Annotated in this window: 16 protein-coding genes and 2 tRNA genes; 8 read left to right on the plus strand and 10 right to left on the minus strand. The window is 71.8% G+C overall.

The window, feature by feature from the left end; all coding sequences use genetic code 11:
- Positions 1-71 precede the first annotated feature (71 nt).
- The 4 genes from A6Q81_RS06775 to A6Q81_RS06790 all read right to left on the minus strand — a co-directional run bounded on the left by A6Q81_RS06775 (position 72) and on the right by A6Q81_RS06790 (position 1,565).
- Positions 72-338, minus strand: a complete 267-nt coding sequence (locus A6Q81_RS06775; RefSeq protein WP_286689943.1) for a helix-turn-helix domain-containing protein — start codon at positions 336-338, stop codon at positions 72-74.
- A gap of 135 nt (positions 339-473) precedes the next feature.
- Positions 474-546, minus strand: a tRNA-Phe gene (locus A6Q81_RS06780).
- Positions 547-636: 90 nt separating this feature from the next.
- Complete coding sequence (locus A6Q81_RS06785) at positions 637-1,248, minus strand: malonic semialdehyde reductase (protein ID WP_286689944.1); 612 nt, start codon at positions 1,246-1,248, stop codon at positions 637-639.
- 243 nt (positions 1,249-1,491) lie between these two features.
- Positions 1,492-1,565 (minus strand) — tRNA-Asp (locus A6Q81_RS06790).
- Between the two features lie 189 nt (positions 1,566-1,754).
- On the opposite strand from A6Q81_RS06790, the gene A6Q81_RS06795 reads away from it, so the two are divergent.
- The 7 genes from A6Q81_RS06795 to A6Q81_RS06825 all read left to right on the plus strand — a co-directional run bounded on the left by A6Q81_RS06795 (position 1,755) and on the right by A6Q81_RS06825 (position 6,851).
- Positions 1,755-2,300, plus strand: coding sequence for a cysteine dioxygenase (locus tag A6Q81_RS06795; protein WP_286689945.1), 546 nt, complete (start codon positions 1,755-1,757; stop codon positions 2,298-2,300).
- On the plus strand, positions 2,297-2,755 hold the full coding sequence (locus A6Q81_RS06800) for a rhodanese-like domain-containing protein (protein WP_286689946.1): 459 nt from the start codon (positions 2,297-2,299) through the stop codon (positions 2,753-2,755). Before A6Q81_RS06795 ends, A6Q81_RS06800 begins: the two co-directional genes overlap by 4 nt.
- Positions 2,752-3,564 carry an ABC transporter ATP-binding protein gene (locus A6Q81_RS06805; protein WP_253023273.1) on the plus strand — a complete coding sequence of 271 codons (813 nt, stop codon included), beginning with the start codon at positions 2,752-2,754 and terminating at the stop codon, positions 3,562-3,564. Before A6Q81_RS06800 ends, A6Q81_RS06805 begins: the two co-directional genes overlap by 4 nt.
- Positions 3,565-3,567: 3 nt before the next feature.
- Positions 3,568-4,284, plus strand: a complete 717-nt coding sequence (locus tag A6Q81_RS06810) for an ABC transporter permease (protein ID WP_286689947.1) — start codon at positions 3,568-3,570, stop codon at positions 4,282-4,284.
- Positions 4,281-5,009, plus strand: coding sequence for an ABC transporter permease (locus A6Q81_RS06815; protein WP_253023277.1), 729 nt, complete (start codon positions 4,281-4,283; stop codon positions 5,007-5,009). The genes A6Q81_RS06810 and A6Q81_RS06815 overlap by 4 nt, the downstream gene beginning before the upstream one ends.
- Before the next feature lie 7 nt (positions 5,010-5,016).
- The gene (locus tag A6Q81_RS06820) at positions 5,017-5,928 is read left to right on the plus strand and encodes an ABC transporter substrate-binding protein (protein ID WP_067854336.1); all 912 of its coding nucleotides are present in this window, start codon (positions 5,017-5,019) and stop codon (positions 5,926-5,928) included.
- Between the two features lie 110 nt (positions 5,929-6,038).
- Entirely contained in the window at positions 6,039-6,851 is an 813-nt protein-coding gene (locus A6Q81_RS06825) for an alpha/beta fold hydrolase (RefSeq protein WP_286689948.1), read from the plus strand.
- A gap of 29 nt (positions 6,852-6,880) precedes the next feature.
- Here A6Q81_RS06825 and gluQRS read toward each other — a convergent pair whose 3' ends face one another.
- Positions 6,881-7,741, minus strand: a complete 861-nt coding sequence (gene gluQRS / locus A6Q81_RS06830; protein WP_286689949.1) for a tRNA glutamyl-Q(34) synthetase GluQRS — start codon at positions 7,739-7,741, stop codon at positions 6,881-6,883.
- Positions 7,689-7,874 (minus strand): hypothetical protein, encoded by a 186-nt coding sequence (locus A6Q81_RS06835; protein WP_067854345.1) that lies wholly within the window; start codon positions 7,872-7,874, stop codon positions 7,689-7,691. The genes gluQRS and A6Q81_RS06835 overlap by 53 nt, the downstream gene beginning before the upstream one ends.
- Before the next feature lie 248 nt (positions 7,875-8,122).
- Here A6Q81_RS06835 and A6Q81_RS06840 point away from each other — a divergent pair, with 248 nt between their 5' ends.
- Positions 8,123-8,872: an IclR family transcriptional regulator gene (locus A6Q81_RS06840; RefSeq protein WP_286689950.1), complete on the plus strand. Its 750-nt coding sequence runs from the start codon at positions 8,123-8,125 to the stop codon at positions 8,870-8,872.
- Positions 8,873-8,900: 28 nt separating this feature from the next.
- On the opposite strand, the gene A6Q81_RS06845 is transcribed toward A6Q81_RS06840, so the two are convergent.
- The 4 genes from A6Q81_RS06845 to A6Q81_RS06860 are packed head-to-tail and all read right to left on the minus strand — an operon-like array spanning position 8,901 to position 12,895.
- Complete coding sequence (locus tag A6Q81_RS06845) at positions 8,901-9,887, minus strand: cyclase family protein (protein ID WP_286689951.1); 987 nt, start codon at positions 9,885-9,887, stop codon at positions 8,901-8,903.
- Positions 9,880-10,185, minus strand: a complete 306-nt coding sequence (locus tag A6Q81_RS06850; protein ID WP_286689952.1) for a hypothetical protein — start codon at positions 10,183-10,185, stop codon at positions 9,880-9,882. Before A6Q81_RS06850 ends, A6Q81_RS06845 begins: the two co-directional genes overlap by 8 nt.
- Positions 10,182-11,519, minus strand: a complete 1,338-nt coding sequence (locus A6Q81_RS06855) for a TRAP transporter large permease subunit (RefSeq protein WP_286689953.1) — start codon at positions 11,517-11,519, stop codon at positions 10,182-10,184. The genes A6Q81_RS06850 and A6Q81_RS06855 overlap by 4 nt, the downstream gene beginning before the upstream one ends.
- A complete protein-coding gene (locus tag A6Q81_RS06860; RefSeq protein WP_286689954.1) occupies positions 11,516-12,895 on the minus strand; it encodes an RraA family protein in 1,380 nt (459 codons plus the stop codon). The genes A6Q81_RS06855 and A6Q81_RS06860 overlap by 4 nt, the downstream gene beginning before the upstream one ends.
- Between the last annotated feature and the right edge of the window lie 33 nt (positions 12,896-12,928).

The following is a 12,928-nucleotide window of genomic DNA, read 5'->3' on the forward strand; positions in this document are numbered from 1 at the left end:
TCGACTTTCTATTGCGGCTTCATGGCGAGGATGCGGATCACCGCCGTGACTTCGAATCTGGATCTCGAGCGCTACTTCAAGAGGTCTGAGGCGTCAACGTCCAGTGCGTGCGCGAGCTTCCAGACGACCGCCACCGAGACGTTCTGTGTGCCTCGCTCAAGCCGACTGATCGTGATGAAGTGCACGGCGGAGCGTTCGGCAAGTTCGACCTGAGTGAAGCCGGCGGACCGTCGCAGTTCTGCTACGCGGTGGCCTAGTTCGCGCAGGCGGCAGGCCATGCGATCGTCCTGTAGGGGCTGTGCGGGACGGTCGCCGCCGTCGACCTTTTCGCTGCTCAAGTGACCGCCTCCACGCGTCCCGTCCGGATCTGGAGTCTAGACGGGCGATCTGACGGAACCTTTGACGTTTCCGCAGGTCAGAGGCCCTTTGAATTGCCTCAAACGAACTGTTGGAATTGTCTCAACTACCCGAGGTGGTCAGGAGCGGGGTCGAACCGCTGACCTTCCGCTTTTCAGGCGGACGCTCTACCAACTGAGCTACCTGACCGTCGCCCGTCGTCGTGCCGGGCGACGATCACCTTATCGCACGTCCTCGGAGGGACGCGCAGGCGGTGACCGTCGCCCGCGACGAGCGGGCTCAGACGACGGTGACGGCGTCGTCGAAGGAGATGCGCGGCAGCCGGTCGCCCCACGCGTCGGGGCCGGGGTGACCGATGTTGATGACGTACTCGGAGCGCCACGACGTGCCCGCGAGGAACTCGGCGTCGACGCCGGCGCGGTCGAAGCCGGCCATCGGTCCTGCGGCCAGACCTGCCGCGCGGATGGCGAGGATGAGGTAGCCCGTCTGGAGCGCGGTGTTGAGACGTGCGTTGTCGACGCGCAGCTCGGCGTCGTCGTCGAACATCGTGCGCACACCGGGCGCGTGGGGGAAGTGCTCGGCGAGTCGCTCCTGGAACGCCTCGTCGGCCGCGACGATGACGACGGCCGGCGCCGACGCGGTCTTCGCCTTGTTGCTGCCGCCCATGTGCTGGACGAGGCGCTCGCGGGCCTCGGGGCTCTGCACCACGACGAGGCGCAGCGGCTGGTTGTTCATCGCCGTCGGGCCGAAACGGAACAGGTCGTGGATCGCGCGGATGTCCTCGACCGTCACCGGCTCGTCGGTGAACGTGTTCGCGGTACGCGCCTCACGGAACAGCGTGTCGAGGGCCGCGTCGTCGAGGACGTACGGCGTCGTGCTCGTGGAAGTCATGGAATGTTCAACGAAGGGCGGTGAGGGCCGATTCCCGGTGTGACGCAGGCCATCTGGGGTCGGCGGTTTACCACGGTCCCGTGGTAAACGTCGTCGTCCCGAGGCAAGGATCCCGCGGGACGACGACCTTTGCCGTGGGAAGTCGGGACTGCGGGAGGGGCGACGGCTGCCGGCTCCCGAGTCGGCGGGGGGACGACGAAGGGCCCATGCCTGCTGGCATGGGCCCTTCCTCGTGCTTCTCTGCGACCCCGACGGGACTCGAACCCGCGACCTCCGCCGTGACAGGGCGGCGCGCTAACCAACTGCGCCACGGGGCCTTGCAGTGCGGCTCAACCGCGGACGCAACTGTATCCCATGCCCGCGACCACCCACACCAGGGCCCCCTCCCGGACGACTCGGCGGGGGGCGCGGCGGCGCGGACCTATCACGACCGATCCCTCGCCAGCACCGCTCCCGCATCGTGGGACGTCGCCCGAGCGGACGTCCGGGACGGTTCGATCACCCCCATGAGCCCACGACGTCGCCGCCACGCCCTGCCCCTCGCGCAGCTCGTGGAGCAGGCGACCTGTGTGGCCGAGCAGGTGCGGGCCGAGCTCCACTCCGTGCACGCCGACCCCGACGAGCGGTGGCACGTGCGCCTGCACCACGACGCCGACGTCGACGTCTGGCTCATCTCCTGGACGGAGGAGCAGGGCACGCAGCTCCACGGCCACGGCGGGTCCAGCGGCGCGTTCACCGTCGTCGCCGGCGAGCTCGACGAGCTCGTGTGGGACCCGGGCGCGCGCGAGCTCGAGGAGAGCACCCGCACGCGCGGCGACGTGGTGGCGTTCGGTCCCGGCTACGTGCACGACGTGCGCAACACGCGGGAGGCCACCGCCGTGAGCGTCCACGTGTACTCGCCCCCGCTCGAGCGGATGGACTTCTTCGACGTCGAGCGTGGCCCGGACGGCTCCGACCGGTTGGTGCGCCTCGCGCACGTCTGGAGCGACGACCCCGAGATCGCCGCCCCCGAGAGCGTCCGCGGACCCGCGGCAGGACGGGTCGCGTCGTGAGCGCGCTGCCCGTCGAGCCGACCCGACGACGCGCCCGCTTCGCCTCCGTCGACGCGCTGCTCGCCGACGCCCGACGCCACCTCGTGCGCGTCACGCCCCACCAGGCCGCGCACCGTGTCCGAGCCGGCGCCGTCCTCGTCGACATCCGACCGCAGTGGCAGCGCGAGGCCGACGGGGTGGTGCCGGGTGCGCTGCACGTCGACCGCAACCACCTCGAGTGGCGTCTGCACCCCGAGTCGGGGGCGAGCCTGCCGCAGGCGGCGTGGGACGCCGAGTGGATCGTCCTGTGCACCGAGGGCTACACGTCGTCGCTCGCCGCCGCTGCGTTGCGCTCGCTCGGCCTCGACGCCACCGACGTCGTCGGGGGGATCCACGCCTGGCGTGCGGCCGGACTCCCGGTCTCGACCGTTCCGATTGCCGATGTCAGTGGGGCCGGGGAGACTGTCGTCCCATGATCGAGTACCGGTCCGTCGGGAAGACGTTCCCGGACGGGACCCAGGCCGTCGCCTCCTTCGACCTCACCATCCCCTCGCGCACCACCACCGTGTTCGTCGGTTCCTCCGGCTGTGGCAAGACGACGCTGCTGCGGATGGTCAACCGCATGGTCGACCCGACCGCCGGCCAGGTGCTCATCGACGACGTCGACGTCGCCACGCAGAACCCTGTCGCCCTGCGACGCAGCATCGGGTACGTCATGCAGCACGCCGGCCTGCTGCCGCACCGCAAGGTCGTCGACAACGTCGCCACGGTGCTCCGGCTCAACGGCTCCGACAAGAAGTCGGCCCGGGAGCGGTCGCTGGAGGTGCTGCACACGGTCGGGCTCGACGAGACCCAGGCGCGCAAGTACCCGGGCCAGCTGTCCGGCGGGCAGCAGCAGCGCGTCGGTGTGGCCCGCGGTCTCGCCGCCGACCCCAACATCCTGCTCATGGACGAGCCGTTCGGTGCCGTCGACCCGATCGTCCGGCTCGAGCTGCAGGCCGAGCTGCGTCGGCTCCAGACCCAGCTCGACAAGACGATCGTGTTCGTCACCCACGACATCGACGAGGCGTTCGCGCTCGGCGACCAGGTCGTCATCCTCAAGAAGGGCGGCGAGGTGGCCCAGGTCGGTGCCCCGGCCGACATCCTCGCCCGGCCGGCCGACGACTTCGTCGCCAGCTTCGTCGGTCTCGACAAGGGCGGCCGCTCGCTGCACGTGGAGGATCGCGAGGGCCGCAAGGTCGTCGTCGACGCGTCGGGGCGTCCCGCCGGCGTGCTGGAGGGCTGACCCGTGGAGTGGGCGTGGCGCAACCGTGACCAGGTGCTCGAGCTGTTCTGGCAGCACACCTGGCTGAGCGTCGTGCCCCTCGTGATCGGGTTCGCCGTCGCCGTGCCGGTCGGCTGGTACGCGAGCCGGCACCCGCGGCTGCGCGGCACGCTGCTCGGCGCGGGCAGCGTGCTGTACACGATCCCGTCGCTGGCGCTGTTCGTCACGCTGCCCGGCATCATCGGGACGGGCTTCCTCGACCCCCTCAACGTGGTCGTGGCCCTCAGCATCTACGCCGTCGCGATCATGGTGCGCACGGCTGCCGACGCGTTCACGTCGGTCTCGCCGGCCGTCCTCGACTCCGCGACCGCCACCGGGTACTCCTCCCGCCAGCGCGGGTTCGGCGTCGAGCTGCCGCTGGCCGGACCGGTCCTGCTGGCCGGCATCCGCGTGGTCAGCGTCTCGACCGTCAGCCTGGTCAGCGTCGGTGCCCTGATCGGCGTCTCCAGCCTCGGGTCGCTGTTCACGAACGGCTACCGACGCGACTTCCTCACCGAGATCGTCGTCGGCCTCGTGGGTATCGTCGTCCTGGCACTCGTCCTCGACGCCCTCCTGGTGCTCGCCGGTCGGCTGCTCATGCCGTGGGATCGCCCCAGCCGGCGCGCCAAGGGTCCGTTCTGGCGTCGGCTCGCGGGCGGTCGGACCGTCGAGAGCGGCATGTCGCTGGGGGGTCAGGCATGAGCGTCGTCTCCGACGCCGTCGACTGGCTCACCGACGGCGCGCACTGGACCGGCGACGCCGGCATCCCGAACCGCGTGCTCGAGCACCTCGGCTACACCGGACTCACCCTCGTCGTGGCCTCGGCGATCGCCGTGCCGCTCGGGCTCTACATCGGCCACACCGGACGCTTCCGCGGCCTGGCGATCGGGGTCACCGGCGCGCTGCGCGCGCTGCCCACGCTCGGGGTGCTGACGCTCCTCACGCTGCTGCTCGGCCTCGGTCTCGAGGCGCCGATCCTCGCACTCACGGTGCTGGCGGTGCCGCCGTTGCTCGCCGGTGTGTACGCGGGCGTGGAGTCCGTCGACCCCCAGACCGTCGACGCCGCCCGCGCGCAGGGCATGACCGAGTGGCAGGTGCTCACCCGCGTCGAGGTGCCGCTGGGCCTGCCCCTCGTCGTCGGCGGCTTCCGCGCCGCGACGCTGCAGGTCGTCGCGACCGCGACCGTCGCGGCCTACGTGTCCCTCGGCGGCCTCGGGCGCTACATCTTCGACGGCCAGGCCGTGCGCGACTACCCGCAGATGGTCGGCGGGTCGGTCGTCGTGGTCGTCCTCGCGCTGCTGCTCGACGGTCTGTTCGCCGTCGCGCAGGCGGCGGCCGAGCGGCGCGCCCGCCCCTCCCGACCGGCCACCAGCGCTTCCTCCAGCACCGATCCGACCCCCACCAGCCAGAGCACGACCACCCCCTAGGAGAGACATGTCCGTGCACAAGATCGGGCTCGGCGCCGCGCTCGCGGCTGCTGCCCTGACGTTGACCGCCTGCGGCGGCGACCCCACCGAGTCGGGCGCCTCCAGCTCCGACTCCGACACGATCGTCATCGGTTCCGCCGACTTCGGCGAGTCCGAGATCATCGCCGAGATCTACGCCCAGGCGCTCGAGGCCAAGGACGTCAAGGTCGAGAAGAAGCTGCGCATCGGCGCGCGCGAGGCCTACATCCCGGCGCTGGAGAACGGCGAGATCGACCTGATCCCCGAGTACACCGGCAACCTCCTGCTCTACTTCGACAAGAACGCCACGGCCACCGAGTCCGGCGCCGTCGACGACGCGCTCGAGGACGCGCTGCCCGAGAAGCTCGAGACCTTCGAGCCGGCCGCCGCCGAGGACAAGGACTCCTACAACGTCACGTCGGAGCTGTCGGAGAAGGAGGGCATCACCTCCATCGGCGACCTCAAGAAGCTCGGCACCGTCAAGGTCGGCGGCAACCCCGAGTTCGAGACCCGCTCCTACGGCGTGCCTGGCCTGAAGAAGGTCTACGGCGTCGAGGACGTCGACTTCACGGCGATCAGCGACTCCGGTGGACCGGCGACGGTCAAGGCGCTGAAGGACGGCGACGTCGACGTCGCGAACATCTACTCCACGACCCCCTCCATCGCCGCCAACGACCTGGTGACGCTCGAGGACCCGGAGAACCTCATCGCGGCGCAGAACATCGTCCCGCTGATCAACGAGGCGAAGGCCAGCGACACGGTCGAGGACACGCTCGACGCGGTGTCGGAGCAGCTCACCACCGAGGACCTCATCGAGCTGAACGGTCGCGTCGACGGTGACGAGAAGGCTGATCCGGCCACGGTCGCCAAGGAGTGGCTGCAGGAGAAGAACCTCATCTGAGGTCGTCCGCACCCACCCGACGCCCCCTCCTCACGGCCTCTCCCGAGGCGCGGGGAGGGGGCGTCGTCGCGTGCGAGCACGCCGCCTCGACCTGTGGCACCCTGTGACTCGTGCCACACGCAGACCTGCGGGGGATCTCCTTCCACCACACCGACACTGGCGAGCCCTGGCCGGGTGCGCCGACCCTCGTGATGGGTCATGGTCTCCTGTTCAGCGGGTGGATGTTCCACCCGCAGGTGGCTGCGCTGCGCGACCGGTACCGGTGCATCACCGTCGACTGGCGCGGGCAGGGCGACACGCCGGCGGCCGAGGACGGGACCGCCGACATGGACTCCCTGACCGACGACCTGGTGGCCCTGCTGGACCACCTGGGTCTCGGAGCCGTGCACTACGCCGGTCTGTCGATGGGCGGCTTCGTCGGCATGCGCCTCGCCGCCCGGCACCCGGAGCGGGTGCGCTCGCTCGTGCTGCTGGACACCAGTGCCGGTCCCGAGGACCCGGACAAGGTGGCGCAGTACCGGCTGCTGGCCCGGGTCTACCGCTGGCTCGGCATCGGACCGGTGCGCGGCAAGGTCGAGCCGCTGATGTTCGGGCCGCACCTGCTCGCGTCACCACGGCGCGCGGAGGTCGTCGACCCGTGGGTGGCGAAGCTGCGCACGGTCGACCGGCGCGGCATGCGCGCCGCCATCCTCGGGGTCACCGACCGGCAGCCGGTGGTCGACGAGCTGCCCCTGATCACCGCTCCCACGCTCGTCGTGGTCGGGGCCGACGACGTCGCGACGCCCGTGGCCAAGGCGGAGGCGATCGCGGCCGCCATCCCCGGCGCACGGCTCGAGGTCGTGCCGGATGCCGGGCACTCCAGCACCGTCGAGCAGCCGGAGGCGGTCACGCGACTCATGGAGTCGTTCCTCGCCGAGCACTGACGGCCCGGACCACGCTGCTCGTCGCCCGCTCAGCCGAGGACGGTCCACGGCCGACGTGGCACCGTCGCAGGGTCGAAGGACTCCAGGAGCTCGGCGGGGCTGTCGCCCACGAGGCCCAGCGACTCGACGAGCATCGACCACGCGCGGTCGCGACCGAGGTCGGGCAGGGTCACCGCGCCGTCGCGCTTCGCGAGGCGGCGGCCGTCGACGTTGACCGCCAGCGGCACGTGCGCGTACGTGGGCTGGGGCAGGTCGAGCAGCGACGCGAGGTAGGCCTGGCGGGCTGCCGAGGTGAGGAGGTCGTCGGCCCGGACCACCTGGTCGACGTCCTGCGCGGCGTCGTCGACGACCACGGCGAGGTTGTAGGCGGGGGTGCCGTCGTTGCGGCGCAGCACGACGTCGTCCACGACGCCCTCGACGTCACCGTGCAGGACGTCGTGCACCGTCCAGGAGGTCACGGCGGCGCGCAGCCGCAGGGCGGCAGGCCGCGCCGTCGCCCGGGCCTCCCGCTGCGCGTCGGTCAGGTCGCGGCAGGTTCCCGGGTAGGCGCCCGGCGGCAGGTGCGGCGCGGAGGGCGCCTCCTGGACCTCGCGACGGGTGCAGAAGCAGGGGTAGACGAGGTCGGCGTCCGCGAGCGCCTGGACGGCCGCGTCGTACGCCGCGAGGCGCTCGGTCTGGCGGACCACCGGTCCGTCCCAGTCGAGCCCGAGTGCGGCGAGGTCGTCGAGCTGTCGCTGTTCCGCGCCCGGACGGACGCGGTCGAGGTCCTCCACGCGCAGGACGAAGTCCCGCCCGGTCGAGCGCGCGAACAGCCAGGCGAGCAGCGCCGTGCGGAGGTTACCGACGTGCAGGTCGCCGGACGGCGAGGGAGCGAAGCGTCCGGCGGGCATCTTCGGAGTATGTCGGATGGGTCTCGACGTAGCGGACGACCATCGTGACGAGGCGGTGGGCCCCGAGCAGGAAGATGGCGCCGACGAAGAGCGTCAGGACGAGGCTGAGGAAGGTGAGGAAGACGACGACCATGACGCCACTGTAGGTCGCGAACTACACCGTTCCAACTTGGATCTGCGCAGGTCAGACGGGATCTCTGGAGATTCGCCCATGATGTGACGAAGATCACTCCGAGGGTTCCCGTGGCGTGCTCGGGCGGGTGGACGTGCGGCCGGACGGGACGCACGACCGATGGTGGCGGGTCCGGGGGCGCGGGTGCCCGCTCCCGTAGGATCGGCTCTCGTCGGGCAGTGCGCCCGAGACCCTGAGGAGGCGTGGTGGTGGCGGAGTCGAACGCGTCGACGATGCGCTCGCTCGACCGTGCCATCGACGTGCTCGAGGTCCTGGAGGCCGCGCCGCACGGGCTGCGGCTGAGCGAGATCGCCCGCCGCTCGGGTCTGCACGTGGCCACCGCCCAGCGGATCCTGGGAGCGCTCGAGGCCCGTGGTCGGGTCGAGCGCGAGGACAACCGGTACCGCGCCGGGGTCGGCCTGCTCTTCGGGGCGCACGCCTTCCTGACCGGCAGTCCGCTAGTGCTGAACGCCCGTCCCGTGCTGCAGGACCTCGCCGCCGAGACCGGGCTCGCCTCGTCGGTCTTCGTGCGCACCGGCACCAGTCGCGCCGTCATCGCCCGTGTCGAGGGCTCCAACCCGCTGCGCTACGAGCTGCCCGTCGGGGAGCGGCTGCCGCTGCACCTGGGAGCGGGCAAGGTGCTCGCCGCCTACCTGCCGGAGTCGTTGCAGCAGCGGGTGGTCGACGAGGCGGTGCCGTTCGTCACCGCCAGCGGCGTCGAGATCGACGTCGAGGCGTGGCGCGAGGCTCTGGTGACGATCCGAGCGCGCGGCTACGTGGTCTCCGAGGGAGAGCGCGTCATCGGTGCCCGCTCCGTCGCGGCCGCCGTGCGCCTGGGCGACGACGTCGTGGCCGCCCTCCAGGTGGCGGGCACGACCGAGACGTTCCCGGAGTCGCGGATCGAGGCGTGGTCGGCAGCCGTGCGCAACGCCGCCTCGGCACTCGGTCGCCGACTCTGAGCCCTGCTCGCCGGAGCGGACCGCTCGCTCAGCGCAGCGCCGTCGCGTTGGCCGGCGAGCCGACCCCGCCCTCGAGGTGCAGCGGCTTGACGACGACGAGGCACTGCCAGCGCTGGTCCTGCGCGCACGCCGCCGCGAGGGCGTCGAGACGCCACAGCTCGCCGAGCGGCATCCCGAGGGAGGCGATCAGCTCCTGGTGCATCATGCCCGCGTCGTCGACGGCCGACGCGGCGAACTCGCTGTCGGGCACCACAGGGAGCCGCTCGACCGCGAACGTGTCAGTGGCGAACAGGGCGACCCGGTGGTCCCAGAGCCACCTGGGGAGTGCGCGGCGCTGCGCGAAGCCCGTGGCGCAGCGACGGTCGCGGACCTCGGTGCGCGCCTCGCGGTCCAGGCCGAGGTACCACGACGCCCAGCCGGTGTGCACGAGCACGAGGTCGCCCGGCTCGACGGCGACGTCCTGGCGGCGGGCGGCGGCCTCCAGGTCGTCGACCTCGAGGACCTCGCCCCGCGCGTGGTCGAGCGGCGCACCGAGACCGGCCCGGGCGGCCGCGACGTCGAGCAGCACCCCGCGACCCACCACGGGCCGTTCGGCCCAGCGCTGCACCCCGAGGGTAGGACTGCCGACGGCGATCTGTGCGTCGGCGTGCCCGTCGTAGAACCCCCAGTCCTGGGCGCGACGGTGCCGCAGACCGTCGACCTGCGAGCTCGCCTGCAGGAAGAAGTCGAGGCTGTCGTCGCGCGACTGCGGGTGCCCGGCGACGATCGTGTGCCGAGGCGCCTGGCGGGCGCGCGCCATGGGCGGGTCGAAGGCCGCGAGGCTGTGGTCGAGGTTCACGACCTCGCCCGTCCGCACCAGCGACGACGCCGCAAGCACCTGCTCCGGTCCGGCGAGGTCGGCCATGCCGCGCTCGCTGGTCGGGTCGAACAGTCCCCAGGTGGAGCCGGGAGGGGCGTCACCGCGTCGCAGCAGGTCGTCGTAGGACGCGGTGACGTCGAGGCGCCCGTCAGGCATCCTCGTCCCTCGCGCTGGCGGGTCGCAGGTACTCGAGCGCGAACGCGAACAGCCCGCACACGGTGGCGACCGTGAAGGTCGGCGGCCCGAGCCGTTCGCCGATCGCGGCCACCGCGGGACCGTCGCCGGCGACGAGCTGCACGGCCTGCGCCCCGACGAGCACGAACCCGCCGGCCAGGAACACCAGGAGAGTGACGACGAAGCCGAGGCGCAGGAAGGACCGCAGTCGAGCCGTCGCCGGTCTCTCGGACGGTGCGGCGGACGGATCGATGGTCGTCGGGTGGTCGAGGGGGTTCATACGGGCAGCACTCCAGACGCGATGAGGACGCCGATGCCCAGGATGGGCAGGCAGAAGTAGGTGACGAGGGGGCGGAACATCTTGGCGGGGTCGACCTGGGCGAGTCCTGCGGCGACGTAGATCGGCGCACCGGACGGGGGCGAGGCGCCCTCGGTCGAGGCGAAGATCAGGACGGCCGTCGCCGCCACGGCCGGCTCGACGCCGACCCCGATGAGCGCGGCCACCGCCACCGGTCCGATCGCCGCCATCGTGGCCGACGCGGTCAGCGGGATGGCGATCGCGACCACGACGGCTCCGACGATGAGCGCCATCACCGGGCGGGGGGCGTCGACAGCCTCCAGCGCGGTGGTCAGCTGCGCGGGCAGACCGAGCTCGCCGAGCACGTTCGCCGCCGCGAACGCGGCCACGATCGTCACGCCGATGACTCCGAACCGCGGCGCGGCTCCCGCGAGGAGCTCGAACCAGTCGCGTCCCCCGCGGGGCAGGTGTCGCCGGCCGAGGAGCCCGACGATCGCGATCATGAGGACGGGGATCCAGACGATGAGGCTGAGCGCCTCACCCGTGTCGACGCCGACGTAGTCGCTGAGCCGCGCCGACGTCCAGCCCATCGTGAGCAGGACCGGCACGACCATGCCGATGAACAGGGTCAACGAGGTCCACCCGCGGGAGAAGCTGCGCCCGAACGGCAGTCGGTCAGCGGGGTCCATCGCGCGCAGGTCGTACTTGCGGACCATGTAGGCGTTCACCACGAGGCGCACGCCGAGGCACCAGAGACCACCGACCGCCAGCGGGATGACCAGCTCGTCCACCGTGAGCGTCCCGGTGGTCGCCAGGGCGCCCGTGAGGATGAACATCGTCGAGCTGAACGGGAAGGTGACGCCCATGCCGGCGCACCCGGCGACGACGCTGCCCGCGATCTCCGGGCGGACCTGGGCGCGCTTCATCCAGGGGATGGTGATCGAGCCGACCGCCGCCGTGACCGACGCGCCCACGTGGGCGACGGAGCCGAACGCCCCGGCCGCGACGGTGCTCGTGTAGACGGGTCCGCCGCGGACGCGGCCGAGCACCGAGTTCAGGATGTCGATCATCCGGTCCAGCACCGGCGTCTGGCCCAGGACGTAGCTCATGAAGACGAAGGCAAGGCCCGCGAACATGACCTGCTCCTGCGTGGCCTCCCAGAACGCGTGGGTGAGGACGGTCCAGGCGTCGGCGCCGGCGAAGGCCGTGACGACGAGCAGGCCGACCAGCATGGCCTCGCCGATGTTGCGGCCGAGGACGAAGTTCCAGACGATGATGGCCGCCATGTAGACGAGCAGGGCGATGATCGCGCTCACGACACCTCCTCCTGGGCTCGACGGTACGCGTCGACGGCTGCCGAGATGCCCTCACGACGCCGGGCCTCGTCCTCCTGCACGGCGCGGGCGGCGGGGAGGAGGGCGGGAGCCTCGTGCGGCCGGACGAAGGTGACGCCGTCGCCGTCGGCCACCACGAGGTCGCCCTCGAGGCACACGACCCCGCCCACCGACACGGGCTCACCATGATGAAAGGGCCCGTTCTTGTAGGGGCCGGCGGCGTTGCGGGCGCGGTGCCAGATGGGGAAGCCCATGTCCTGCAGGTCCTCCGCGTCGCGGATGGCGCCGTCGATGACCATGCCGGCGACCCCCTTGGCGATGAGGCGACCGGCGATGAGCTCACCGACCAGGGCGCGGCTGGTGTCGGCCTGTCCGTCGACGACGATCACGTCGTGCGGGCGGGCCTGCTCGATGATGCGCTGGATCCCGACGTTGTCGCCGCCGGCGACGGTCACGGTGCGGGCGCGGCCGACCATGGTCGCACCGCGCCACGGGGCATGCAGGTCGCGGGTGATGCCGAGACGACCGCGGGCGTCGCCGATGTTGGCCACCGGCAGGTCCTCCCACGCACGGAGCACGTCGGCGTCGACGATCGTGTGGTTCTCGGCGAGCTGCTGGTGCAGGGCCGCGGTCGCGCGGGCCATGACGGGCACGAGGCCCGCGTCGGCGATCTGCCGGGTGGCGTCGCGCATCTCGTGCGCGCGGCGTGCGGCGTGCTTGTAGGTGCTGTCGTAGAGCCGGTCCATCGCGACGGCGCCGTCGGCGAGCTGCTCGGCGACCTGTTCGCGGGTCCAGTCCTCGAGCCCGGCGGCTCGGCCGGCCTCGAGTGTCTCGACGATGAGCGCCGCGACTCCCTTCATCCAGCTCGAGCGGACCAGCTTGCGGGTGGCGGCGTCGCCGGGCGCCCCGCCGATGTCGTCGACGTCGGCACCGAGCGCGGCGAACAACGAGGCGGCGACGGGGCTGCCGGAGCCGCTGACGATCAGCGGGGTGCGAGCGCCGAAGGTCGGGACCGAACCGATCACGGCGACGTCGGCGAGGAGGACGTCGTGCCCCTCGAGCGCGGCGCGGACGTCGTCCTTGAGGGCCGACGAGCCCGAGTTCAAGTCGGCGAAGCAGGAGCCGGGACGCATCGCGGTGGCGGCCTCGGTGGCGACGGCCACGGCGGCACGCGCGCCGGTGAGGCCGAGCACGACGTCGGCCTCGAGGACCGCGTCGGCGATCGAGATCGCGCGGACGACGTGGTCGGGCGTGGGGACGTCGCCGGGGTCGTAGCCCGTGACGTCCCAGCCCTGCCTCGTGCAGGCGGAGGCGTACAGCGCGCCGGCTTCACCCAGTCCAAGTACCGCTACGTGCATCAAATTCTCATTCCGTGAGAGGTTGTATCGAAA

This window comes from Aeromicrobium sp. REDSEA-S38_B2, from assembly GCF_001628525.1.
Lineage (GTDB): Bacteria > Actinomycetota > Actinomycetes > Propionibacteriales > Nocardioidaceae > Aeromicrobium > Aeromicrobium erythreum.